Annotated in this window: 23 protein-coding genes; 9 read left to right on the forward strand and 14 right to left on the reverse strand. The window is 59.8% G+C overall.

Annotated elements, in window-relative coordinates:
• Positions 1-209: 209 nt before the first annotated feature.
• From msrQ to mrcB, 9 genes are all read right to left on the reverse strand, one after another.
• Entirely contained in the window at positions 210-830 is a 621-nt protein-coding gene (gene msrQ, locus AOA59_RS09435; protein ID WP_069786528.1) for a protein-methionine-sulfoxide reductase heme-binding subunit MsrQ, read from the reverse strand.
• Positions 830-1,843 (reverse strand): protein-methionine-sulfoxide reductase catalytic subunit MsrP, encoded by a 1,014-nt coding sequence (gene msrP / locus AOA59_RS09440; protein ID WP_099487026.1) that lies wholly within the window; start codon positions 1,841-1,843, stop codon positions 830-832. Before msrP ends, msrQ begins: the two co-directional genes overlap by 1 nt.
• Before the next feature lie 63 nt (positions 1,844-1,906).
• A complete protein-coding gene (pssA, locus tag AOA59_RS09445; protein ID WP_017139220.1) occupies positions 1,907-2,764 on the reverse strand; it encodes a CDP-diacylglycerol--serine O-phosphatidyltransferase in 858 nt (285 codons plus the stop codon).
• Between the two features lie 144 nt (positions 2,765-2,908).
• Complete coding sequence (ilvC, locus tag AOA59_RS09450) at positions 2,909-3,925, reverse strand: ketol-acid reductoisomerase (protein ID WP_003176099.1); 1,017 nt, start codon at positions 3,923-3,925, stop codon at positions 2,909-2,911.
• Positions 3,926-3,972: 47 nt separating this feature from the next.
• The gene (gene ilvN / locus AOA59_RS09455) at positions 3,973-4,464 is read right to left on the reverse strand and encodes an acetolactate synthase small subunit (protein ID WP_003176102.1); all 492 of its coding nucleotides are present in this window, start codon (positions 4,462-4,464) and stop codon (positions 3,973-3,975) included.
• 2 nt (positions 4,465-4,466) lie between these two features.
• The gene (locus AOA59_RS09460) at positions 4,467-6,191 is read right to left on the reverse strand and encodes an acetolactate synthase 3 large subunit (RefSeq protein WP_099487193.1); all 1,725 of its coding nucleotides are present in this window, start codon (positions 6,189-6,191) and stop codon (positions 4,467-4,469) included.
• A 431-nt stretch (positions 6,192-6,622) separates the two neighbouring features.
• Positions 6,623-6,952, reverse strand: a complete 330-nt coding sequence (locus tag AOA59_RS09465) for a YqcC family protein (protein WP_065911202.1) — start codon at positions 6,950-6,952, stop codon at positions 6,623-6,625.
• Positions 6,952-7,689 carry a M48 family metallopeptidase gene (locus AOA59_RS09470; RefSeq protein ID WP_065911201.1) on the reverse strand — a complete coding sequence of 246 codons (738 nt, stop codon included), beginning with the start codon at positions 7,687-7,689 and terminating at the stop codon, positions 6,952-6,954. Before AOA59_RS09470 ends, AOA59_RS09465 begins: the two co-directional genes overlap by 1 nt.
• Before the next feature lie 16 nt (positions 7,690-7,705).
• Complete coding sequence (gene mrcB / locus AOA59_RS09475) at positions 7,706-10,030, reverse strand: penicillin-binding protein 1B (protein WP_056859778.1); 2,325 nt, start codon at positions 10,028-10,030, stop codon at positions 7,706-7,708.
• A 118-nt stretch (positions 10,031-10,148) separates the two neighbouring features.
• On the opposite strand from mrcB, the gene AOA59_RS09480 reads away from it, so the two are divergent.
• The 3 genes from AOA59_RS09480 to AOA59_RS09490 all read left to right on the forward strand — a co-directional run bounded on the left by AOA59_RS09480 (position 10,149) and on the right by AOA59_RS09490 (position 12,618).
• Positions 10,149-11,705 (forward strand): bifunctional aminoglycoside phosphotransferase/ATP-binding protein, encoded by a 1,557-nt coding sequence (locus AOA59_RS09480; RefSeq protein ID WP_099487028.1) that lies wholly within the window; start codon positions 10,149-10,151, stop codon positions 11,703-11,705.
• A gap of 93 nt (positions 11,706-11,798) precedes the next feature.
• Positions 11,799-12,143 (forward strand): pentapeptide repeat-containing protein, encoded by a 345-nt coding sequence (locus AOA59_RS09485; protein WP_056859776.1) that lies wholly within the window; start codon positions 11,799-11,801, stop codon positions 12,141-12,143.
• A 202-nt stretch (positions 12,144-12,345) separates the two neighbouring features.
• Entirely contained in the window at positions 12,346-12,618 is a 273-nt protein-coding gene (locus tag AOA59_RS09490; protein ID WP_017139226.1) for a TfoX/Sxy family protein, read from the forward strand.
• 243 nt (positions 12,619-12,861) lie between these two features.
• Here AOA59_RS09490 and AOA59_RS09495 read toward each other — a convergent pair whose 3' ends face one another.
• From AOA59_RS09495 to AOA59_RS09505, 3 genes are read right to left on the reverse strand one after another with little or no spacing between them, the layout of a single operon-like run.
• Positions 12,862-13,629, reverse strand: coding sequence for a heme ABC transporter ATP-binding protein (locus tag AOA59_RS09495; protein ID WP_099487030.1), 768 nt, complete (start codon positions 13,627-13,629; stop codon positions 12,862-12,864).
• A complete protein-coding gene (locus AOA59_RS09500; RefSeq protein WP_099487032.1) occupies positions 13,629-14,666 on the reverse strand; it encodes an iron ABC transporter permease in 1,038 nt (345 codons plus the stop codon). The genes AOA59_RS09495 and AOA59_RS09500 overlap by 1 nt, the downstream gene beginning before the upstream one ends.
• Entirely contained in the window at positions 14,663-15,541 is an 879-nt protein-coding gene (locus AOA59_RS09505) for a hemin ABC transporter substrate-binding protein (protein ID WP_099487034.1), read from the reverse strand. The genes AOA59_RS09500 and AOA59_RS09505 overlap by 4 nt, the downstream gene beginning before the upstream one ends.
• Positions 15,542-15,697: 156 nt before the next feature.
• Here AOA59_RS09505 and AOA59_RS09510 point away from each other — a divergent pair, with 156 nt between their 5' ends.
• On the forward strand, positions 15,698-16,015 hold the full coding sequence (locus tag AOA59_RS09510) for a Rieske (2Fe-2S) protein (protein WP_099487036.1): 318 nt from the start codon (positions 15,698-15,700) through the stop codon (positions 16,013-16,015).
• Here the strand turns inward: AOA59_RS09510 and sfsA are convergent.
• Both sfsA and AOA59_RS09520 read right to left on the reverse strand, forming a co-directional pair.
• Positions 16,012-16,725 carry a DNA/RNA nuclease SfsA gene (sfsA, locus tag AOA59_RS09515; protein WP_056859771.1) on the reverse strand — a complete coding sequence of 238 codons (714 nt, stop codon included), beginning with the start codon at positions 16,723-16,725 and terminating at the stop codon, positions 16,012-16,014. The two genes, AOA59_RS09510 and sfsA, sit on opposite strands and share 4 nt — an antisense overlap.
• Positions 16,725-17,897: a pyridoxal phosphate-dependent aminotransferase gene (locus tag AOA59_RS09520; protein ID WP_065911194.1), complete on the reverse strand. Its 1,173-nt coding sequence runs from the start codon at positions 17,895-17,897 to the stop codon at positions 16,725-16,727. The genes sfsA and AOA59_RS09520 overlap by 1 nt, the downstream gene beginning before the upstream one ends.
• A gap of 321 nt (positions 17,898-18,218) precedes the next feature.
• Between AOA59_RS09520 and dksA the strand changes: the two genes are divergently transcribed.
• From dksA to AOA59_RS09545, 5 genes are all read left to right on the forward strand, one after another.
• A complete protein-coding gene (dksA, locus tag AOA59_RS09525; protein WP_003194150.1) occupies positions 18,219-18,662 on the forward strand; it encodes an RNA polymerase-binding protein DksA in 444 nt (147 codons plus the stop codon).
• Between the two features lie 95 nt (positions 18,663-18,757).
• The gene (gene gluQRS / locus AOA59_RS09530; RefSeq protein WP_065911193.1) at positions 18,758-19,645 is read left to right on the forward strand and encodes a tRNA glutamyl-Q(34) synthetase GluQRS; all 888 of its coding nucleotides are present in this window, start codon (positions 18,758-18,760) and stop codon (positions 19,643-19,645) included.
• 62 nt (positions 19,646-19,707) lie between these two features.
• Complete coding sequence (locus AOA59_RS09535; protein ID WP_003176118.1) at positions 19,708-19,884, forward strand: hypothetical protein; 177 nt, start codon at positions 19,708-19,710, stop codon at positions 19,882-19,884.
• Positions 19,868-22,822: a sensor histidine kinase gene (locus AOA59_RS09540; RefSeq protein WP_163005508.1), complete on the forward strand. Its 2,955-nt coding sequence runs from the start codon at positions 19,868-19,870 to the stop codon at positions 22,820-22,822. Before AOA59_RS09535 ends, AOA59_RS09540 begins: the two co-directional genes overlap by 17 nt.
• Positions 22,823-22,844: 22 nt before the next feature.
• The gene (locus AOA59_RS09545; RefSeq protein ID WP_056859767.1) at positions 22,845-24,275 is read left to right on the forward strand and encodes a sigma-54 dependent transcriptional regulator; all 1,431 of its coding nucleotides are present in this window, start codon (positions 22,845-22,847) and stop codon (positions 24,273-24,275) included.
• The last annotated feature ends 640 nt before the right edge of the window (positions 24,276-24,915 follow it).

Genomic DNA, 24,915 nt, shown 5'->3' on the forward strand with positions numbered 1-24,915 from the left:
CTTAAGATCTCTCTGCAGCGGGAGGCGAATTCTACAGCGTTACACGCTGCTGTCAACACCTCTTTTTCAACTCCCTTCTGGCTTCGATGAACTGAAGCAACCCGCTGCCTAAAACTTCGCAACTCTTTGTTTACCAAGGAGTTTTCCGTTTCGACTGCGCCGGAAGTGGGGCGAATTATAGACAGATATAAAACGCCGTCAATCCTTAATTACGCTTTTGTTGCAGAAAGTGGTTTTTTCGCAATAAGGCGGGGAATCCGGCGCATCACTGGCGGGATCCGCAGCACCAGCAGCAGCGCCCCTATAGATGCATAGATCGCCCACTCCTTCAGGTCGGCCCGCACAATCCACAACATATGCAACAAACCGAGCCCAAGAATTACGTACACCAGTCGGTGCAGCTTCTTCCAACGGCTGCCCAACCGACGCTGGCTATAGCGATTGGACGTCACTGCCAGTACCAACAGGCCAAGGAAACCCAACGCACCGACAATAATGTAGGGCCGTTTACGCAGCTCCACGCCGAACTGCGACCAATCCAGCCCCAGGATGAATACGCAATACGCGGCCAGATGCAGCGCCACATACGCAAAACACCACAGCCCCAGTTGTCGGCGCACGGCAATCCACCCTGCCCACCCGCTGAGCTTCTGCAACGGCGTCATGCTCAACGTGATCAGCAACAGGATCAAGGTGCCGAGCCCCAACCGATCCATCAACACTTTGCCTGGATCAGGCCCGAGCACAGCACTCCATGCCTCGTACAGCCAGAAAAATGGCCATATCGCGGCCGCTATAAAGACGCCAACGCGCCAGATCGGATAACGCATCAGTAATTCTTCCGCAGATCCAGGCCCGTATAGAGAGAAGCGACCTCATCCGAATAGCCGTTGAACATTTGCGTCTCGCGCACATTCGGGCTGAACAGACCGCTCGGCAAACGGCGCTCACGCGCCTGAGTCCAGCGAGGGTGGTCGACGGTCGGATTCACATTTGCGTAGAACCCATACTCATTGGCCGCAATACTTTGCCAAGTCGTCTTCGGCTGCTCGCTGACCAGACTGATCCGCACAATCGACTTCACGCTCTTGAAGCCGTACTTCCACGGAACTACAAGACGCAATGGCGCGCCGTTCTGGTTCGGCAACTCCCGCCCATACATCCCCACGGCCAGGATCGCCAACGGGTTCATTGCCTCATCCAGACGCAGCCCTTCTACATAAGGCCAGTCGATCAGGCCGAAGCTGGAGCGCTGCCCCGGCATGCTTTTGGGATCCTGCAGTGTTTCAAAGCGGATGTACTTGGCTTTAGCGGTGGGCTCAACCTGCTTGAGCAAGGCTGAAATAGGAAAGCCCATCCACGGAATCACCATCGACCACGCCTCGACACACCGTAGACGGTAGATGCGCTCTTCCAATTGATAAGGCTTCATGAAGTCTTCCAGGGCATAGCGCCCAGGTTTGCCGACTTCCCCATCAATCACCACACTCCAGGGTTCGGTCTTGAGTGAACCGGCATTCTTCGCCGGGTCGCCCTTGTCCGTACCAAACTCATAGAAGTTGTTGTAGTGGGTCGCGTCTTTGAACGGGGTAATAGCTTCGTCCTTTACCGTAACCGCCTGCCATTGGGTATTGGGCAGCTTGTCGGCAAACCAGCCTGGGGCATTGCCCGGCTCGACATCGGCATAACGCGCCGCATCGTCGGCACTCGCCCAACGTGGCAACGCAGTGGCCGCAACACCGGCCAGCGCACCGCCGAGCAAGCTGCGACGCGAAAGATAGAAGGATTCAGGCGTGACATCCGATTCATGACAATCGGACGCTTTGGGGATCTTGATTAACATGGCAACTCCGCAGCATTGGAGAACTGATGCACCAATAGACTGCGGAGTATGGGGGAAATTACATTAAGGCAATGTTTTGTCGCGGCGCAGGTGCAGCAGGTATTGAACCGGCCCCGACGCGGCATACACCAGGAACGCCAGCAGCAGAATACGCGGCGGATCACTGAAGACGACCGCGAACACCAACACCACCACCAGGATCGCCACGAAAGGCACGCGCCCCTTGAGGTCAAACTCCTTGAAGCTGTTGTACTTGATGTTGCTGACCATCAGCATGCCGGCGGCTGCAACCATCAAGGCCACCAGGAACGACATCTTCGACCCCTGGATGCCGTAGTCACTGAACGCCCAGACAATACCGGCCACCACACCTGCCGCCGCCGGGCTGGCCAGGCCGATGAAGTAACGCTTGTCGGCAGTCCCCACTTGGGTGTTGAAGCGCGCCAGACGCAACGCCGCGCCGGCGACATAGATGAAGGCAACCATCCAGCCGACCTTGCCCATATCTCCCAGCGCCCAGGCAAACGCCAGCAGTGCCGGGGCAACGCCGAAGGCCACCATGTCCGACAGCGAGTCGTACTCGGCACCGAACGCGCTTTGGGTATTGGTCATGCGCGCCACCCGGCCATCCAGGCCGTCGAGCACCATGGCCACGAAGATGGCGATAGCGGCAAAGCCGAAATACTTGCTGGCACTCGCCGCATCACCCGCCGCCAATGCGCTTTGCGCGCTCATGGAGTTGATGATGGAGTAGAACCCGGCAAACAGGTTGGCCGTAGTAAACAGATTGGGCAGAAGATAGATACCACGATGCCGGACCTTGCGACCTTCCGCATCATGCCCTTCTTCGACATGCTCATCGATCGGTAGCAGGCTTTCGGCGTCAGAGGCCTGGTTTGGCTCTTCGGGACGTTCGGTCATGGACTTTACCTTGCAACGGTGTGAAAAGAATTCGACAAATACTTGCAGCGCGTGTTCGCCCGCAAACGATGCAGCTTTATACCAGAACCCGCCCCCAAACGAAAAAACGCGGCCTAAGCCGCGTTTTCTCTTGATGCGTACGACTTAGTTTTTGGCTTTGTCCACGATCTTGTTGGCACCGATCCACGGCATCATGGAGCGCAGTTGCTCGCCGATAACTTCGATACCGTGAGCGGCGTTGTTACGACGCTTGGCGGTCATCGAAGGGTAGCCGGTAGCGCCTTCGCTGATGAACATTTTGGCGTATTCGCCGTCCTGAATACGTTTCAGGGCGTTGCGCATGGCCTGACGGGATTCGGCGTTGATCACTTCCGGGCCGGTCACGTACTCGCCGTATTCGGCGTTGTTGGAGATCGAGTAGTTCATGTTGGCGATACCGCCTTCGTACATGAGGTCAACGATCAGCTTCAGTTCGTGCAGGCATTCGAAGTAGGCCATTTCCGGCGCGTAGCCAGCTTCAACCAGGGTTTCGAAACCGGCCTTGACCAGCTCAACGGTACCGCCGCACAGAACGGCTTGTTCGCCGAACAGGTCGGTTTCGGTCTCGTCCTTGAAGGTGGTTTCGATGATGCCGGTACGACCGCCACCAACGCCAGCGGCGTAGGACAGTGCAACGTTTTTGGCGTTGCCCGAAGCGTCCTGGTAGATCGCGATCAGGTCAGGGATGCCGCCGCCTTTGACGAACTCGGAGCGCACGGTGTGGCCCGGTGCTTTCGGCGCGATCATGATCACGTCGAGGTCAGCGCGTGGCACAACCTGGTTGTAGTGAATGGCGAAGCCGTGGGAGAAGGCCAGGGTGGCGCCTTTCTTGATGTTCGGCTCGATTTCGTTCTTGTAGAGCGCGGACTGGAATTCGTCCGGGGTCAGGATCATGACCAGGTCGGCAGCTGCAACGGCGGAAGCAACGTCAGTCACTTTCAGGCCGTGGGCTTCAGCCTTGGCAACAGTCGCCGAGCCTTTGCGCAGGCCGACAGTCACGTCAACGCCGGAATCTTTCAGATTGCACGCTTGGGCGTGGCCCTGGGAACCGTAGCCGATGATGGCGACTTTCTTGCCCTGGATGATCGACAGGTCACAATCTTTATCGTAATAAACTTTCATGAGGTTCCTCTATATATCCAGGCCGTAAGGCCATTCGCTAATTTGGGTTAGATGCTGAGTACTTTGTCGCCACGGGCAATCCCGGTGACACCACTGCGTACCGTTTCCAGAATCGAGGCCGTCCCGATCGACTGGATGAAGCTGTCCAGCTTGTCGCTTGTACCGGTCAGTTGAACGGTATAAACGCTGGCGCTTACATCAACGATCTGCCCGCGATAAATATCGGTAGTCCGTTTGATCTCGGCACGTTGGGCACCCGTCGCCTTGACTTTAACCAGCATCAGCTCACGCTCGATGTGGGCACTTTCCGATAAGTCGACAAGCTTGACCACTTCGATCAGTTTGTTGAGGTTTTTGGTGATCTGTTCGATCACCTCATCGTGACCAACAGTCGTCAACGTCAGGCGCGACAGGGTCGGGTCTTCGGTTGGTGCTACAGTCAGGCTTTCGATGTTGTAGTTGCGTTGCGAAAACAGGCCGACAACACGAGACAGAGCGCCGGGTTCGTTCTCCAGAAGCAGGGAGATAATGTGCCGCATGATTAGGTACGCTCCGTCTTGTTCAGCCACATGTCGCGCATAGAGCCGTCTTTGATCTGCATCGGGTAGACGTGCTCGCTGGTGTCCACTTGAATATCGAGGAACACCAGGCGGTCCTTCATGGCGAACGCCTCTTCCATCTTCGGCTTCAGATCTTTCAAATCAGTGATGCGCATGCCGACGTGGCCGTAGGCTTCAACCAACTTGATGAAATCCGGCAGCGATTCCATGTAGGAATGGGAGTGACGGCTGTTGTAGCTCATGTCCTGCCACTGACGAACCATGCCCAGCACGCCGTTGTTCAAGCACACGATCTTCACCGGAAGACCGTACTGCAGGCACGTCGACAGCTCCTGGATGTTCATCTGGATGCTGCCCTCACCCGTCACGCAGGCGACGTCAGTGTCCGGGAAGCTCAGTTTCACACCCATGGCCGCTGGGAAACCAAAGCCCATCGTGCCCAGGCCACCGGAGTTGATCCAGCGGTTAGGCTTGTCGAACGTGTAGTACTGCGCAGCGAACATCTGATGCTGGCCCACGTCGGAGGTCACAAAGGCATCGCCCTTGGTCACTTCGCACAGGGTTTCGATCACGGTTTGTGGCTTGATGATGCTGCCGTCGCCCTTGTCGTAAGGGAACAGGCCGCGATCGCCGCGCCATTCGTCGATCTGCTTCCACCAACTGGCAACCGATTCCTTGTTCGGCGTTTCGCCGATGTCCTTGAGCGCCGCAACCATTTCGGTCAACACGCTTTCTACCGGACCTACGATCGGCACGTCGGCCTTGATGGTCTTGGAGATGGACGCCGGGTCGATGTCGATGTGGATGATCTTGGCATTCGGGCAAAACTTGCTCGGTCCGTTGATCACACGGTCATCAAACCGCGCGCCCACCGCCAGGATGACGTCGGCGTGGTGCATGGCCAGGTTGGCGGTGTAGCTGCCGTGCATGCCGAGCATGCCGACGAACTGACGGTCCGTACCCGGGAATGCGCCGAGGCCCATCAGGGTATTGGTCACCGGCAGGTTGAGCAGTTTGGCCAATTCGGTCAGAGGTGCAGAGCCGCCGCCCAGAATCACGCCACCGCCGGAGTACAACACTGGGCGCTTGGCCGCCAAGAGCATTTCTGCCGCCTTGCGGATTTGCCCCGAGTGCCCACGCACGGCCGGGCTGTAGGAGCGCAGCTTGGCTTTTTTCGGGAAGACGTATTCGAACTTTTCCGCCGGGTTGGTCATGTCTTTCGGGATATCGACCACCACAGGGCCCGGGCGACCGGACTGTGCGAGGTAGAAGGCCTTTTTCATGACTTCCGGGATTTCCGACGCATGCTTGATCATGAAGCTGTGTTTCACGATCGGCCGGGAGATACCGATCATGTCGGTTTCCTGGAATGCATCGGTACCGACCATGGTGCTAGGCACCTGGCCAGAAATGATCACCATCGGGATGGAGTCCATATAGGCAGTCGCGATGCCGGTAATGGCATTGGTTGCGCCTGGGCCGGAGGTTACCAGTACCACACCGGCTTTACCGGTGGCACGGGCATAGCCGTCAGCCATATGGGTCGCGGCCTGTTCGTGGCGAACCAGGATGTGGGTAACAGCCGGCTCCTTGAACAGTGCGTCGTAAACATGCAGCAGAGCACCACCTGGGTACCCGTAGATATAGTCGACGCCTTCGTCACGCAAAAAGCGGACGAGCATCTCACCGCCAGATAAAAGCTCCACGTTGTTCACCTCTAAAACGCCAGAATACCGTCCGTTAAAAACCGACGGGTCTTAATAGGTTTACTTCTCAACAGAGCATGAGCGACGGTGGTCGCCGACTACGTCAGCACTGACTGAGCAAGTATTGGGATCGTCCCAAGTGTTGCGGGCTTTTCCCACCCAGCGCGAGGTAACGCGTTGCGGGTGTTACAGGTCGGCGCGGATATGCGCCTCATGATCTGCTGAGCGGGCCTGCTTCTGGCAGTCCCGATACAGCGGACTTTGGATTCTTCTGTTTCAGCCCCTTCAAGTCAAGCAATAATTGCGCTTTTTTCCAACTAAGCGCATGAGAACGAAGATTAAAGGGGTTTGAGGAGGGATAAAACTCGCCTGAATGTCGTCAAGCGGTAGAAATGTGCGCAAGACTGCCGGAAAACCCGGCAGTCAGGCAATTAACGAGCGTCGACGATCAATTGGTCGAACTTTTTCAGCGCATTGCGTAGGCCAAGGCTCTCAAGCGGGCGATCGGCGTAAACCATCTCCGCCATCTCAAGAATCCCTGATGCGTTGGGCAACGGCAGGTCCTGCTCAAGGATCTGCTTCATGCGCACCAGGAAGATCCATTGCAACCACTGGTGAAAGTCCAGCGTATCCACCGAAAACGGTTCGACACTGCCAAGCGCTTCAGCGCTGGGGGACACTTCGTCCCACCAACCCTGCACGCGTAACTCACGTTCAATCAGCAACAGCTGTTCGGCAATTGCCGGAAACCGTGCATCCATCAGAGGCTGACCTTGGCTTTTTGCCGCGCCTGGGCAGCACCGGCGGCGTCGCCTTGTGCGGCACGCGCGTCACCAATCAAAGCCCACAGGTTGGCTTGCAGGTCCGGGCGACCGTTGGCCAACGTCAGGCCGCGACGGGCGAACTGCTCGGCTTGCGGCGCGTCGCCCTGGGCCAGGCGCACCTGGGCCAGACGATACAGCACTTGCGGCTCACGCGGCGCCACACGCTGGGCGCGCTCAAGGCTCGACGATGCCCCGTTCAGGTCACCCCCCGATTGTTGCTGCTGGGCGGTGGTCAACAGAGCCAGTACCGGCCCGTCCAGCTGCTCGTCAGCCGACAGGCCGCCCGCGTTAGACGAAGACGGAATACCGCTCGGCGTCGACGGCGGCATGTTGTAAGTGCCCTGGTTGATCGGCGCGGTCTGGATCGGCGCGGAGCCAGCCGGCCCCGATGTGCTTGGCCCTGGCGTCCAAGGCTCGGCACTGATCGGCGCCGACGTCGCAGCACCGCCGCCCGGCACCATCACCACCACACCCGAATCCTGCGGTATGGACTGAGGCGTAGCCTGGGCAGGACGCTTGACCACGGTCTGACGGAAACCGCCAGTGGCCGAGATACGGTCGTTATTGGAAACGTTCGTGCTTGAGTCCACCACGGGAATGGAACCGCGCTGCACGCTGGAGCAACCGCCGAGCATAACCAGGGCGGTAATAGCTGGAATCCACAACTTGTTCACTTGAAACCCTCTTTGCTTAATGCATCCAGCCCTTGACCCAATCCATCACCGAATCCGCGTCAGCGGGGGCACTGCCACCGCACGCAGCACCAGCAGGTGGCTCGCTGCCGCGAATATACGGCATCTGTACCGCGCCCGGACAGTTGGCGTCGGAGCCTTGTCCCGTGTGCGGATCAATCCACGCCTGCACGATGTTGTCCGGCTGCGGCATGTTAAGCGGCAACGGATCGGCCTTGCGCATGAAACTGGTCCACACCTGCAGCGCACCGGTAGCACCGGTGAACGGGGTTTTGCCGTTATCGTCGCGGCCCAGCCACACCACGGCCAGCACATCCTGGCCGAAGCCTGCGAACCAGCTGTCACGCGAATCGTTACTGGTGCCGGTCTTGCCCGCCAGCGTCAGGTTCGACGGCAGCACGCTGTAGACCGAACGCCCGGTGCCTTCGCGCATCACGCGCTGCATGGCGTTCTGAATCAGGTAGATGGAGCCCGCGTCAAAGCGCTGCTGGATCTGGAACGGGTAACGCTTGAGCGGTTCGCCCTCGGCGGTCAGCACACTACGAATGCCGCGCATCGGGGTATTGAAACCACCGTTGGCGAGGGTCTGGTACATCGTCGCCACTTCCATCGGGGTCATGGCGCCAGCGCCCAGCAGCATCGATGGGAACGCCGGGAACTCACGGGTGATGCCCAGTCGCCCCAGAGTTTTCAGCACATTCGGCACGCCCACTTCAAGCCCAAGGCGCGAGGTGGAGATGTTGTAGGAATGCGCCAGCCCCTGGTACAGGAACACAGTGCCGTGGGAGCGACGATCAAAGTTCTGCGGCGTCCACACCTGGCCATCCGCCCCTTTGACCGACAGCGGGTCATCCGACAGCCAACTGGTCAGGGTGTACTTGCTTGGTTTTTCCAGGGCCGTGAGGTAGACCGCCGGTTTGACCAGCGAGCCGATCGGCCGCACCGCATCCAGCGCACGGTTGAAACCGGCAAAACTGGCCTGGCGGCTGCCGATCATGGCTTGCACTTCACCGGTTTCCGGGTTGGTTACCACCATCGCCGCTTCGACTTCATCCGAGCCTTTGCGGCCGGTCAGGCGTTTAAAGGTGTCGTTGACCGACGCTTCGGCTTTCATCTGCAGGATCGGGTCGAAACTGGTGAAGATCCGCAGGCCTTCTTCGGTCAAGTCTTCGTCGCGGTAGTCTTCACGTAGCTGGCGTTTGACCAGATCGATAAAGCCCGGGAACGAACTGTCGGCCAGCTTGCCGCGAGTGGTAACACCCAGTGGCATTTTTTTCGCTGCCGCGACTTGTTCAGCGGTGGCCACGCCCTGCTGCTCGAGTACATCCAGCACCAGGTTACGGCGCTCAAGCGCACGTTCCGGGTTACGGCGCGGGTTGTAATAGGACGGGCCCTTGACCATCCCCACCAGCAACGCGACTTGATGCAATTTCAATTCGGACAAAGGCTGGCCAAAGAAGAACTGGCTGGCCAGGCCGAAACCGTGCACGGCGCGTTGGCCATCCTGGCCGACGAAGACCTCGTTGAGGTAAGCCTCGAGAATCTCCTGCTTGCTGTAATGCAGCTCCAGCAGCATGGCCATCATGGCTTCGGTGAGTTTACGGGTCAGGCTGCGCTCATTGGTCAGGTAAAAGTTCTTGACCAATTGTTGCGTGAGCGTACTGCCGCCCTGGGTCATCTTGCCGCCGGAAGTGTTAACCCAGATGGCGCGGGCGATCGACTTGGGCGACACACCCCAGTGGCTGTAGAAATCGCGGTCTTCAACGGCGATCAGCGTATCGAGCAGGTACGGTGGCACCTGATCGAGCTTGATCAGGATGCGATCTTCGAGGTTCTTGGGGTAAATACCGCCGATCATCAGCGGTTCAAGGCGTACCACGGGCAGCTTCGAGCCATTGAGCGACGACAGCTCGGCTACGTAATCGCCGGAGAAGCGCACGCGCACCGGCTGGGCTTTCTCCAGGCCTTCATAGAACTGGAAGCCACGGGTATTCAGGTCGACGGTATTGCCGCTGACCGCTGCGGCGCCAGGGCCGTTGCTCACGGGTTCGCGGCGATAGCCCAAGGCGTCGAGTTCGGTAAGGAAGTCTTCCTTGCTCAGCTTTTGGCCGGTGAACAATTCCAGCGGGCGTGCATACACCTTGGCCGGGATGGTCCAGCGCTTGCCGGAGAATTTCTCCTGGACCACGGCGTCGAGGTACACCGCGAAGCCTGCGAGCACCACAAGGCCTACCAGGCTTAGCTTGATGGCCCAGCCCAGCCACGGGCGCAGGCCGCGTGAAGGAGGTTTTTTACGGGAACGGGGAGATCGGGTTCGAGTCATGGCGGCGGATTATACGCACTTTATTGACGATCAACATGAGCCGGACAGCGGTTTGCACGACCGACTGTAACCGCCATAATGCCGGCCATGATTTCCCCCAGACTTTGAAGGATCGCCCGTGAGCCAGTCCCTGATCGCAGCCCTGCAAAACCCGGCTTTGTATCCCCATCCGGTTGAAGCGTTCCAAGTCATTGAGACCCATATTTCCTGGGTCATACTGACCGGCCCGTATGCTTACAAGCTGAAGAAGCCGATGAACTTCGGCTTTCTGGATTTCACCCAACTGGACGACCGCGGCCACTTCTGCCGCGAAGAGCTGCGCCTTAACCAGCGCCTGACTGAAGATTTGTATCTTGACGTGTTGCCAATCACCGGCAGCACCGAAGCCCCGCAATTGGGCGGTGATGGCCCGGTGATCGAATACGCGCTGAAAATGCGCCAATTCCCGCAAAGCCAACTGCTCAGCACCCTGCAAGCCAATGGCGAGGTCACCAGCGCGCACATTGACGACATGGCCAAGCAGATTGCGCACTTCCACCTCAGCGCACCGAAAGTGCCGCAAGACCACCCCGCCGGCACACCGGATGAAGTGATGGCACCGGTTCGCCAGAACTTCGATCAGATCCGCCCGTTCCTCAGCGACAAAGCCGACCTGGCCCAGCTCGAAGCCCTGCAAGCCTGGGCCGAAGCCAGCTTCGAACGCCTCAAGCCCCTGCTGGCCCAGCGCAAGCTCGAAGGGTTCACTCGCGAATGTCACGGTGATATCCACTTGGGCAACGCCACCTTGATCGATGGCCAAGTAGTGATCTTCGACTGCATCGAGTTCAACGAGCCGTTCCGCTTCACCGATGTGTATGCCGACACGGCCTTCCTGGCGATGGACCTGGAAGACCGCGGCCTCAAATCCCTGGCGCGCCGTTTTATCAGCCAGTACCTGGAACTGACCGGCGACTACCAAGGCCTTGAAGTGCTGAACTTCTATAAAGCCTACCGTGCACTGGTACGCGCCAAGGTGTCGTTGTTCAGCATGCCAAGCGAGGCCAGCCCGGTGCAACGCGCCACCACCCTGCGCCAATACCGCAACTACGCCAACCTGGCGGAAAGCTACAGCACCATTCCGTCGCGCTTCCTGGCGATAACCCACGGTGTTTCGGCCGTCGGTAAAAGCCACGTGGCCATGCGCCTGGTGGAAGCCTTGGGTGCCGTGCGCCTGCGTTCGGATGTGGAACGCAAGCGCCTGTTTGGTGAACAGAAGGTCGAGAACACCCCGCAAGCCGGTATCTACGCCGCCGAAGCCAGCGCCGCCACCTACGCTCGCTTGAATGAAATCGCCGATACCGTCTTGCGTGCTGGCTACCCGGTAGTGCTGGACGCGACCTTCCTGAAAAGCGCACAACGCAACGCCGCCGCCAAGGTTGCCGAGGCCACCGGCGCGCCTTTCCTGATCCTCGATTGCAACGCACCGCAAGCCGTCATCGCTAGCTGGCTGGCGCAACGTCAGGCGGATAAAAACGATCCTTCCGACGCGACACTCACCATTATCGAAGAGCAACAGGCCAACCGTGACCCGCTGACCGCCGAAGAACTGCTGCTGAGCAAACGCGTGGAAACCAACGAGAGCGGCACACTCGACGCTCTGGTAGCGCACATTCGTCAGCGCCTGCCCGGCCTGTAAGAAATATTTCTTGGTCGTGTCGCCGATCTACGGTGCACGACCGAGCAATAGTGGCACTATAATGGCGTCATAATTCCAACAGGAGTCGCCGTCATGAGTCAGCCCAAGCTTCTTGATACTCCGCTCTACGCACTCCTGCATAAAGACGACATCCGCGGATTCAATCAGGAGCGCCCCAAAGACGGCACCATCGACATGCGCGGTGGCGACTTCCGCGGGCTGGACCTGCGTGACCTGAACGCCACGGGCGTGGATTTCACCGACGCCTACTTCCGCTCTGCCGACCTGCGCGGCCTGGACCTGCGCGAGTGCTCATTGGAAGGTGCCAGCCTGGCCCATGCGCAGATTTCCGGCACCTACTTCTCCCCCGAACTGACGGCTGACGAGATCCTGATGTCGGTCAATTTCGGCACTCGTTTGCGCTACCGCACCAAGTAACTTCATCTTTCGGGCCCCGGCTACGCCTGACGCGTAGCGGCGCCTCCTGCCCGCTTGTCGGCAATACCCTTAAAAATTCTTATAAGCTTTTCAGCCGTTCCTGACCAAAGAACCACGCTTTTCCTACTGAGCGCTACACTCCTTTTCAGGCTTGCCTGGTCACGATACCCACCGCACCATTCGGCCGTCGCAAGGAGGCTTGATGAACGATGAGCTGCAACACCTGAAAAACCTGGGCAAGACGTCGGCGCAGTGGCTGCATGCGGTGGGCATCCACAGTGCGTCCGACTTACGTCGCCTGGGAGCTGTAGATGCCTACCGAGCCGTGCGCACTCGCGGGTTTCGGGCCTCGAAAGTGCTGCTGTATGCAATCGAAGGAGCTTTGATGGACGTGCACTGGAACGACATCCCGACAGAGCGCAAGGAGGCATTGAACCGTCAGCTGGAGGCGATTTCAGCGCGTCAGAAGATTTAGGTCTGCAGGAATTCCCAATGTTTATGGGTAGTTCGAACGTGTGTTTGAGAAAAACCGCAGATCGTCGAAAAACAGAGGTTGACTCTCAAATGAGAATCGTTATGATTATCACAACTGGTCGCGAGATCAGCCGATAACTGAAAGACCATTGGTTCGGACTCTCAGATTATCTCCTCATCAGGCTAATCACGGTTATTTGACCCGGCTCTTGCCGGGTCTTTTTTTACCTGTAAAAAAACCGATTCAGCGCGCGATGATCAACGGATGGCCACGCTCCGGGTGCGGCTGTACCAGCACCTCCAAACCAAACACCGCCTTAAGTGGCTCGGGCCGCATCACCTGCGCCGGCGTATCCAACGCGTGTGGGCGCCCCTGCTCCAGCAACAGAATCCGGTCGCAATAACGCGCCGCCAGGTTCAGGTCATGGAGAATCACCAGCACCGCAGCGCCGCGATCAGCGAATGTACGTATGGCTTGCAGGGTCGTGTGTTGGTGCAAGGGGTCAAGCATCGAGGTCGGCTCATCCAACAGCAGCGTCTGGCCGGCTTCCCCTGGCCATAACTGCGCCAACACTCGCGCAAGATGCACACGCTGGCGTTCGCCACCCGACAACGCCAGGTAGCTGCGCCCGCTCAAATGGCCCACGTCTGCTGCGTGCAGCGCCGCCTGGATGATTTCGTCATCACGCACGCGTCCGGTCTGATGGGGCAAGCGGCCCATGCCCACAACCTCCTCGACACGGAATGCGAAATCCAGCGTGGAAGTCTGCGGCAACACTGCCAAACGTTGGGCCCGGTGCGGCCCGCTCCAGTCCGTCAAGGCTTGCTGATCCAGCCACACCTTGCCCTGATCCGGCTTCAGCTCGCCGCACAACGCACCGAGCAGCGTGCTCTTGCCTGCTCCGTTAGGGCCGAGCACACCGAGCACTTCACCCGGCAGCAAGTCCAGGGTGACATCCTCCAACACGGTTTTATCGCCACGCCGGACCTGTAACGCTTCTACTCGCAGCATCAGGCGCGCCCTCGCAACAACAAATAAAGAAAAAACGGCGCGCCGATAAAGGCCGTCACGATGCCGATCGGCAGTTCAGCGGGCGCCAGCGCCAGGCGTGCCACCAGGTCAGCCAACAGCAACAGGCTCGCGCCCGCGAGCACAGACGCCGGCAACAACACTCGATGATCCGGCCCGGCCAACAAGCGCACCAGATGCGGCACCACCAGCCCGACAAACCCGATCATGCCCGCCGCCGCTACCGCTGCGCCCACACCCAGGGCTGTGCAGAACACCAGTTCACGCTTGAGCCCTTCAACATTGATCCCAAGGTGATTGGCCTCGGACTCACCCAGCAGCAGTGCATTCAAGGCTTTTGCCCGACGCGGCAACCACAGCGCCACAGCGGCACTCACCAACAGCAATGGCCACAACCGCGAATAGCTGGCACCATTGAGGCTGCCCAGGTTCCAGAAGGTCAGGGTACGCAAGGTGGCGTCATCGGCCAGATAGGTAAACAACCCCACCGCCGAACTGGCCAAGGCGGTAAGCGCGATACCGGCCAGCAGCATTGTCGCGACATTGGTCTGACCGTTGCGGCGCCCCAGGCGATAGACCAGGGCAGTGACGCCCAAGCCGCCGAGAAATGCGCACAACGACAACAGATAAGGCCCGACCGCATCCGGCAGGCCGCCAAAAAAAGAACCGCCGACGATCGCAATAGCCGCCCCGAGCGCCGCACCGCTGGACACACCGACCAACCCCGGATCGGCCAACGGGTTGCGAAACAAGCCCTGCATCGCCACACCCGACAATGCCAGCACACCGCCCACCGCCAATCCCAGCAAGGTTCGCGGCAGACGAATCTGCCCAAGGATCAATTCGGCCTGCTCCAGGCCTTGGGCTTCAATCGGCACGCCCATCAGGCGCAAGGCGGCCTTGAGCGTATCCAGCAACGGCAGGCTGACCGGCCCCAACGCCAATGAAAGCCAGGTTGCCAGAAGGCATAACAGTGCGAGCCCGATAAACAGCGTTTTCGGTTTAACCAGAGTCGTCATTGGGCAGGTTTAGCCTGGGACGGATAAAACCCGGCAGACAATTGCACCAGGCTTTGCGGCAAACGCGGCCCAAGCCCGCCGACCAGCAGGGTCGGGTCCAGCTCAAACACGCGGCCATTTTTAGCCGCCGGCGTTGACGCCAGAATCGGGTTTTCCTTGAACAAGGCCGCCCGCGCGGCATCGCCGGTGAGGGCACGATCAGCAAACACCAGCACATCAGGGCTCAGACCGGCCAGCGACTCCACCGAAAACGGCTTATAGCCGGTGTGGGTCGCGAGGTTATGCCCGCCCGCCTGCTGCAACAGCCAATCGGCGGCCGTGTCCTTCCCCGCGATCAGCGGCTTGCCGCCTGCATGCCCGAGCAACAGCAGCACACCCGGCGCCTTCTGCGTGGCCTGGGCCTTGGCGACCCAGGCTTTCTGCTGATGCAGCTTTTGTTCATACCCGGTAAACAATTCGTTGGCCCTGATTTCATCACCCAACAGCTTGCCCAGGTGCTGAAGGGTGCCTTTCAAGGTCGGCAAATCCGGCTCGGCCGAGAACATCTCTACCTGCACGCCCGCGCCGCGGATCTGCGCCAGCACCGGCGGCGGCCCCATTTCTTCAGTGCCCACCAACACCTGTGGGCGCAGGCTTAAAATCCCTTCCGCGGACAATTGGCGCTGGTAACCAATGCTCGGCAACGCCTTGAGCGATTCAGGGTGCTGACTGGTGGTATCCACCCCCACCAGCTTTGACTCCCCGCCCAGCGCCGTGACCCATTCCGATAGCGCCCCACCGGCACTGACCCAGCGTTGCGGCAGTTCAGAGGCGTACGCCCCGTGGTTGACCAGCAGTGAGGCAACAAGCGCAATAGCGCTGGTACTCAGGCGCATAACAGGGTTTCCTTCCAAGGGCAGGGCCACTCAAGCACTCATGGATGTGACAGTTAAACCCTGTCTGGCATCGTACAGAGCACCCAATCAGCTAACAGGCGAAGCCGGCATTTGATAATTGTTTGCATTTGAACGTCAAGGCACTTAAGGATCGTTATGAAGTTTCTCTGCCCCTCGGATGCACTGGCGCCCAACAGCAGCCGCGGTTTTGAAATAGACGGTTGCAAAGTAATCGCCGTGCGCCGTGACGGCGTTGTCTACTTCTACCTCAACCGCTGCCCCCATCGCGGCATCCCGCTGGAATGGCAGCCCGACCAGTTCCTGGACAGCAGCGCCAGCCTGATCCAGTGCGCCACCCACGGCGCCTTGTTCCTAATCGAAAGCGGCGAGTGCATCGCCGGGCCATGCGCGGGCCAAAGCCTTAAAGCCCTGCCCGGCCGTGAAGACGCGCAAGGCCTGTGGGTTGAACTCTAGTCGCCGATCATCACGTCCAGACGCCGGTCGATGATAATTTCCTGCGGCGTGACCCGCGCACCGTAGGCCAACACCTCCACGCCGGCCGCCTTGGCCTCGCGCAGCGCAGCGGCGTAGCCCGCATCGATTTCCACCGCCGGGCGCACAGCGTCGATCCCCGACAGGTTCACGCAATACAACTGCACCGCACGCACACCCTCACGCGCCAGGTGCGCCAACTCGCGCAAATGCTTGGCGCCACGTTGGGTCACTGCGTCGGGAAACGCCGCCACCGGCGAGCCGTCAAAGCCCAGGGTGACGCTTTTGACTTCCACATAGGCCGCGCCGTGTGGGTAATCCAGGCGAAAATCGATACGGCTTTTTTCCTGGCCATAAGGCACTTCGCGCTTCAGGGCAGTAAAACCGTTGAGTTCAGTGATCACCCCGGCGCGCAACGCTTCTTCCACCAATTGGTTGGCGCGCGCAGTGTTGACGCACGCCAGCCGGCCTTGAGGGGTTTCGGCAATTTCCCAAGTGCCCGGCAACTTGCGCTTGGGGTCTGTGGAGCGACTGAACCAGACCTGGCCGCCCTCCACCATGCAATTGAGCATCGAGCCGGTGTTGGGGCAGTGAATGGTCAGCAACTCGCCGGTCAGCGTTTCGATGTCGGTGAGAAAGCGCTTGTAGCGGCGGATCAGCCGCCCTTCTTCGAGGGGAGGATTAAAGCGCATCAGCCTTGCCAGCTCCGCAAGCCACGGGCGATGCGTTCCACCGCTTCCTGTAGCCGATCGAGGTTTTGCGTGTAGGCAAAACGCACATGGTGGCCGGCCTGATAACGACCGAAATCCAGGCCTGGCGTAAACGCCACATGTTCGGTTTCAAGGAAATGACGGCAAAACGCGAAGGCATCACCGCCGAACGCGCTGATATCGGCATACAAGTAGAACGCGCCTTCGGGCTCTACGGCGATGCCAAAGCCCAACTCGCGCAAGGCTGGCAGCAGGAAATCCCGGCGGCGCCCGAACTCGGCGCGGCGCTCTTCCAGAATGCTCAGGGTTTGCTCGGTGAAACACGCCAACGCCGCGTACTGGGCCATGCTCGGCGCGCTGATGTAGAGGTTTTGCGCCAACTTCTCCAATTCGCCCACCGCCGCCGGTGGCGCCACCAGCCAGCCGAGGCGCCAGCCGGTCATGCCGAAATACTTCGAAAAACTATTTAAGACGAAGGCCTCGTCGTCGACTTCCAGCACGCTGGCGGCATCGGTGCCGTAGGTGAGGCCGTGATAGATCTCGTCCACCACCAAATGACCGTTACGCGCCTTGATTGCACTCGACAACCCCGCCAGTTCGTCGCGGCTGAGAATCGTGCCGGTCGGGTTGGCCGGCGAGGCCACCAGCGCGCCAACGCTGTCTGCATTCCAGTGTTTGGCCACAAGCTCAGCAGTCAACTGGTAGCGCACGTCCGGGCCAACCGGCACCAGCTGCGCAGCGCCTTCCACCAGCCGCAGGAAATGTCGGTTACACGGGTAGCCTGGGTCGGCCAACAGCCAATGTTTGCCCGGATCGACCAGCAGGCTGCTGGCCAGCAGCAACGCGCCAGAGCCACCGGGCGTGATCAGGATGCGCTCGGGGTCGACGCTCAGGCCGTAGCGCTGCTGGTAAAAACCACTGATGGCCTGGCGCAACTCGGGCAGCCCGCGGGCCGCGGTATAGCGTGTCTTGCCGTTGGCCAGCGCGGCCTGGCCGGCCTGGATAATCGGCTCGGCCGTGGTGAAATCCGGCTCGCCGATCTCCAGGTGGATAACATCATGGCCAGCCGCCTGCAGCTCATTGGCTCGCGCCAGCAACGCCATAACGTGAAAAGGTTCGATGGCGCGACTGCGCGCACTGTAGGGCTGAGCCATTAGCCTTCCTTAGACGGTGAGGACAAAATTCGGATTCTACCGAACCCGCGCGGTAAAACATGCTCTATTGCCTGCTCGGTCCTCCGTGATGAACCGAGCAAGCGCCTGCAAAACGACTAAAATCAACCTTCGAGACACGCTACACCCAGCCATGGCGGGCCATGACAGTTTGCAAGCCTGCCACGTTGGGCCTCGACAACCGGGAGTGGCGCACCCCGAATCTATCTGGTAAGTTCGCCCGCTTGCAGCCGCAGGGCCGGCAGGTGTCGGTGACGTTGCAATCCTGCGCAATGGATTAGAAGAGTGAGAGGCGGTCTATTCATGTCCACCCAAGCAAAGCAACAGCAGACTCAAGGCCTCGGCGGCTTCGAACCCTATGTGGAAAAAAAGGGCGAGGAGTACATGGGCGAGCCCATGCGCGAGCACTTCACCAAGATCCTGAACAAGTGGAAACAGGACTTGATGCAGGAGGTTGATCGTACCGTTGACCACATGAAGGACGAAGCAGCCAACTTTCCTGATCCGGCCGACCGTGCGAGCCAGGAAGAAGAGTTCGCCCTTGAACTGCGAGCGCGTGATCGAGAGCGCAAGCTGATCAAGAAGATCGACAAGACCCTGCAACTGATCAAGGACGAGGAATACGGCTGGTGCGAATCCTGCGGCGTCGAGATTGGTATTCGTCGCCTGGAAGCCCGCCCAACCGCGGACCTGTGCGTAGACTGCAAGACCTTGGCTGAAATCAAGGAAAAACAGGTCGGCAAGTAATCCTGCCGGGCTGAATGCGAAAAACAAAAAATGGGGCGTGCGAACGCTCCATTTTTGTTTCTGGCGCTCAGTGGTTTTCCAGTAGTATCCGGCCCATGACAGCCTCTACCTATATCGGGCGTTTCGCCCCCACGCCCAGCGGCCACCTGCACTTCGGTTCGCTGGTTGCCGCCCTCGCCTCCTACCTCGATGCCCGCGCCAATCACGGCCGCTGGTTGATGCGCATGGAAGACCTCGACCCACCCCGTGAAGAACCCGGCGCCCAGGCGGCGATCCTGCACGCCCTGGAAAGCTATGGCTTCGAGTGGGATGGGGAACTGGTCCGACAAAGCGAACGGCATGAGGCCTACGCCAAAGTCTTGAACGACCTGTTCAACCACGGCCTGGCTTACGCCTGCACCTGCTCGCGTAAACAATTGGAGCCCTACCACGGCATCTATCCAGGCCTGTGCCGCAACCTCGGGCATGAACAGCAAGACGCGGCGATCCGCCTGCGCGTACCGGAGCTGGCGTATCACTTTACCGACCGCGTGCAAGGCGAATTCCGACAGCACCTGGGCCGTGATGTGGGCGATTTCATCATCCGCCGTCGCGATGGCCTGTATGCCTACCAACTGGCAGTGGTACTCGACGATGCCTGGCAGGGTGTCACCGACATCGTGCGCGGCGCCGACCTGCTCGATTCCACGCCGCGCCAGTTGTACCTGCAGGAACTGCTGGGCCTGCGCCAGCCGCGTTACCTGCACGTGCCGCTGATCACTCAGCCGGACGGCAACAAGCTGGGCAAATCCTACCGCTCGCCGCCGTTGACACAAGGCCAGGCCACACCTTTGCTATTAAGAGCGCTGCGCGCCCTCGGCCAGCAACCCGGCAACGAACTGCTGCACGCCAGCCCACGGGAACTGCTGGATTGGGGCATTGCACACTGGGATGCCAGCCAGATCCCGCGCACACTTACCCTGGCCGAAGCGCAATTGAGTTGAAGGCGCTTGCAGCTTGCCAAGCATCCGTTACCATCGCGGCAGTTTTTTAATCAGAGGCCAACATGTACATCTATCGATTGGTCCTGCTGCTGGTCGTCGGGATCTACCTGTTTTCCCCCGCCATCATGGATTGGTGGATCGACGCCACGGGCGCCTGGTATCGCCCTTATCTGCTGTGGCTGATCCTGATCGTCGTGACCTTCATCCTGCAGAGCCAAAAAGATGCCGATGAGCTTTAGCCTCACCCAGATGCTGCTGATCAGCGCCGCCTACCTGGCCGCGTTGTTCGGAGTTGCCTGGATCAGTGAGCGCGGAATGATTCCGCGGGCGATCATTCGCCATCCGTTGACCTACACCTTGTCTCTGGGCGTCTACGCCAGCGCCTGGGCATTTTATGGCACCGTGGGGCTGGCCTATCAGTATGGCTACGGCTTTCTGTCCAGCTACCTGGGCGTGTCCGGCGCGTTTTTGCTGGCGCCGGTGTTGCTGTACCCGATCCTGAAAATCACCCGTACCTATCAGCTGTCGTCCCTGGCGGACTTGTTTGCCTTCCGCTTTCGCAGCACCTGGGCCGGCGCGCTGACCACGATTTTCATGCTGATCGGCGTGCTGCCGTTGCTGGCCCTGCAGATCCAGGCCGTGGCCGACTCCATCAGCATCCTCACCCGCGAACCGGTACAGCACCGCGTCGCCCTGGCTTTTTGCGCGTTGATCACGCTGTTCACGATTTTCTTCGGTTCACGCCATATCGCCACGCGCGAGAAGCACGAAGGCCTGGTGTTTGCGATTGCCTTCGAGTCGGTGATCAAGCTGATCGCCATCGGCGGTGTCGGCCTGTATGCGCTGTATGGCGTGTTTGACGGCCCGCAGCAGTTGGAGCTGTGGCTGCTGCAAAACCAGACCGCCCTCGCCGCCCTGCACACCCCGTTGCAGGAAGGCCCATGGCGCACGCTGCTGCTGGTGTTTTTCGCTTCGGCGATTGTGATGCCGCACATGTACCACATGACGTTCACCGAGAACCTCAACCCGCGCTCATTGGTCAGCGCCAGCTGGGGCTTGCCGCTATTCCTGCTGTTGATGAGCCTGGCGGTGCCGCTGATCCTGTGGGCCGGCCTCAAGCTCGGCGCCACTACCAACCCCGAATACTTCACCCTTGGCGTCGGTATTGCCGCCAACAGCAAATCCCTGGCATTGCTGGCTTATGTGGGCGGTTTGTCGGCGGCCAGTGGCTTGATCATCGTCACCACGCTGGCACTCTCCGGCATGGCGCTCAATCACCTGGTGCTGCCGCTGTATCAGCCGCCGGCCGAAGGTAATATCTACCGTTGGCTGAAATGGACGCGCCGCGCGCTGATCGTCGCCATCATCATGGCCGGCTATGGTTTCTACCTGCTGCTGGGCGCCGGGCAAGACCTGGCCAACCTCGGCATCGTCGCGTTTGTCGCGACCTTGCAGTTCTTGCCGGGCGTGTTGTCGGTGCTGTACTGGCCGACCGCCAACCGTCGCGGCTTTATCGCCGGGCTGCTGGCAGGCATTCTGGTGTGGATGGTGACCATGCTGCTGCCGCTGGTCGGCAACCTGCAGGGCTTCTATATTCCGCTGCTGAACATGATCTACGTGTTGGACGACACCAGCTGGCACATGGCGGCGATCGCCTCCTTGGCCGCCAACGTGCTGATGTTTACCTTGATCTCGCTGTTCACCAACGCCAGCCCCGAAGAGACCAGCGCAGCCGAGGCCTGCGCGGTGGACAACGTGCGGCGCCCGCAACGTCGCGAGCTGCACGCGGCCTCACCGCAAGAGTTCGCCACCCAATTGGCCAAGCCGCTGGGCGCCAAGGCTGCGCAAAAGGAAGTCGAGCAGGCGCTGCGCGACCTTTACCTGCCGTTTGACGAGCGCCGCCCGTATGCCCTGCGCCGTTTGCGCGACCGCATTGAGGCCAACCTGTCCGGCCTGATGGGCCCCAGCGTGTCCCAGGACATGGTGGAAACCTTCTTGCCCTATAAGGCCGGCGGCGAAAACTACGTCACCGAAGACATCCATTTCATCGAGAGCCGGCTGGAGGACTACCACTCACGCCTCACCGGCCTTGCCGCCGAACTCGACGCCCTGCGCCGCTACCATCGCCAGACCCTGCAGGAACTGCCGATGGGCGTGTGTTCCCTGGCCAAGGATCAAGAGATCCTGATGTGGAACAAGGCCATGGAAGAACTCACCGGCATCGCCGCCCAGCGTGTGGTGGGTTCACGCCTGAATACCTTGGGCGAGCCTTGGAAAGAACTGCTGCAAGGCTTTATCAACCTGCCCGACGAGCACTTGCACAAACAGCACCTGGCGCTGGACGGCCAGACCCGCTGGCTCAACCTGCACAAAGCCGCGATCGACGAGCCGCTGGCACCGGGTAACAGTGGCCTGGTGTTGCTGGTGGAAGACCTGACCGAAACCCAGATGCTCGAAGACAAGCTGGTGCACTCCGAGCGCCTGGCCAGCATTGGTCGCCTGGCCGCGGGTGTGGCCCATGAAATCGGCAACCCGATCACCGGTATCGCGTGCCTGGCGCAAAACCTGCGCGAAGAGCGCGAGGAAGACGCCGAAATCACCGAAATCAGCGGGCAGATCCTTGAGCAGACCAAGCGTGTGTCACGCATCGTGCAGTCGCTGATGAGCTTCGCCCACGCCGGCGCGCATCAGAACCTGGACGAAGCGGTGTGCCTGGCGGAAGTGGCGCAGGATGCCATTGGGCTGCTGGCCTTGAACCGGCGCAATTTCGAAGTACAGTTTTTTAACCTGTGCGACCCGGACCACTGGGTCGACGGCGACTCCCAACGCTTGGCGCAGGTGCTGATCAACCTGCTTTCAAACGCCCGTGACGCAACCCCTGCCGGCAGTGCGGTACGCGTCAAGAGCGAGGCTTTCGAGCACACGGTCGACTTGATCGTGGAGGACGAAGGCAGCGGTATTCCACAGAACATCATGGACCGATTGTTCGAACCTTTCTTCACCACCAAGGACCCGGGTGAAGGTACCGGTCTGGGCCTTGCACTGGTCTATTCCATCGTTGAAGAGCATTATGGACAAATCACCATCGACAGCCCGGCTGACACCGAAAGCCAACGCGGCACCCGTATTCGGGTGACCTTGCCGCGTCATGTCGAAGCGACGTCCGCTGTGAACTGAGACCGTCGAGAGAATTGAATCAATGCCGCACATTTTGATCGTCGAAGACGAAACCATTATCCGCTCTGCCTTGCGTCGCCTGCTTGAACGTAATCAGTATCAGGTCAGCGAAGCCGGCTCGGTGCAGGAAGCCCAAGAGCGTTTCAGCATTCCCACGTTCGACCTGATTGTCAGCGACCTGCGCCTGCCGGGCGCACCGGGCACCGAGCTGATCAAGCTTGGCCAGGGCACGCCGGTGCTGATCATGACCAGCTATGCCAGCCTGCGCTCGGCGGTGGACTCGATGAAGATGGGCGCGGTGGACTACATCGCCAAGCCTTTCGATCACGACGAAATGCTCCAGGCCGTGGCGCGCATCCTGCGTGACCGTCAGTCGGCTGGCAGTGCGCCGGCCGAGCAGCGTCCTGCCGGCAAGGCTGCCGAGAAGCCGGGTGTCGACAACAGCAACGGCGAGATCGGCATCATCGGCTCCTGCCCACCGATGCAGGACCTGTACAGCAAGATCCGCAAAGTGGCGCCCACCGATTCCAATGTATTGATCCAGGGCGAGTCGGGCACCGGTAAAGAGCTGGTGGCCCGCGCCCTGCACAACCTGTCCAAGCGAGCCAAGGCACCGATGATCTCGGTGAACTGCGCGGCGATCCCCGAATCGCTGATCGAGTCCGAACTGTTCGGCCACGAGAAAGGCGCATTTACCGGCGCCAGCGCCGGGCGCGCAGGGTTGGTCGAAGCGGCGGACGGCGGCACCTTGTTCCTCGACGAAATTGGCGAACTGCCCCTGGAAGCCCAGGCGCGCCTGCTGCGCGTGTTGCAGGAAGGCGAGATTCGCCGCGTCGGCTCGGTGCAATCACAGAAGGTCGATGTGCGCCTGATCGCCGCGACCCACCGTGACCTCAAGAGCCTGGCCAAGATCGGCCAGTTCCGGGAAGACTTGTATTACCGCCTGCACGTCATCGCCCTCAAGCTGCCGGCCCTGCGCGAGCGCGGTGCCGACGTGAATGAGATCGCCAATGCGTTTCTGCTGCGCCAGAGCGCGCGCATCAACCGTACCGACCTCAAGTTTGCCGCCGACGCCGAGCAGGCGATTCGGCATTACTCGTGGCCGGGTAACGTGCGTGAACTGGAGAACGCGGTCGAGCGTGCAGTGATTCTGTCGGAGAGCCCGGACATTTCCGCCGAGCTGCTGGGTATCGATATCGAGCTGAGCGACCTGGAAGACGACGACTTCATCGGCCTGGCCCCGCAACAGGGCGGTGGCAGCAATACCAGCCATGAGCCGACCGAAGATCTGTCACTGGAAGACTACTTCCAGCACTTCGTGCTTGAGCATCAGGACCATATGACCGAGACCGAACTGGCGCGCAAGCTGGGCGTGAGCCGCAAGTGCCTGTGGGAACGCCGCCAGCGCCTGGGCATTCCACGGCGCAAGACCGGGGTGGCCAGCGAAAGCTGAGGGCGCGCCCCCACAGGTAACACCCTCAGATGTGAAAAAACTGTTACCGCAGCTTTTTCACGTAACAGAAGCCGGGGCTTACGGTAACGAAGCCCCGGCTTTTTTTCGCCCATCCAAAAGCCAAAACTAGCTCAAACCCCCGGTTTTGCTGGGCGGAACAAAAGTTGGCACGCACCCTGCTATATGCTTAGTACAAAAACAATAACAAGCTTTGTACAAGACAATAAAAATAAGACGAATCGACTCACGCATAACAAAAACAACACGGCGGAGGCGCAGCTAACTGATTCTTTTGGAGAGGCGTTGCATTTGGGGCTTGCCCCGCAACCAGGCCGAGAACAACAAAAACTGCCCTAAGGCAGAGCCTGAACTGGTTGGATCGTAGATCAGCAACACAGCGACCAAAGCAATCCGTTTGCTCTTGGCTCCCGATTGGGAGTGTCATGAAGGTGAAGCTTCATGGCGAGGGCGATCAACAAAAACAAAAAGCCCGCAACCATAATAAAAATAGAGCACGCAACTACTTCTGGGGGAGCTTCGGCTCCCCTTGTAGTTTCCGGCATTTGACCCGCTCACACCTTTCTTTAAGCTTCTGGCTCAAGCCTTGCAGCTTGTTCCTACACCATCCCTCGACTAAATG

It is taken from the genome of Pseudomonas sp. 2822-15 (assembly GCF_002742515.1).
In the GTDB taxonomy this organism is placed as follows: domain Bacteria; phylum Pseudomonadota; class Gammaproteobacteria; order Pseudomonadales; family Pseudomonadaceae; genus Aquipseudomonas; species Aquipseudomonas salomonii.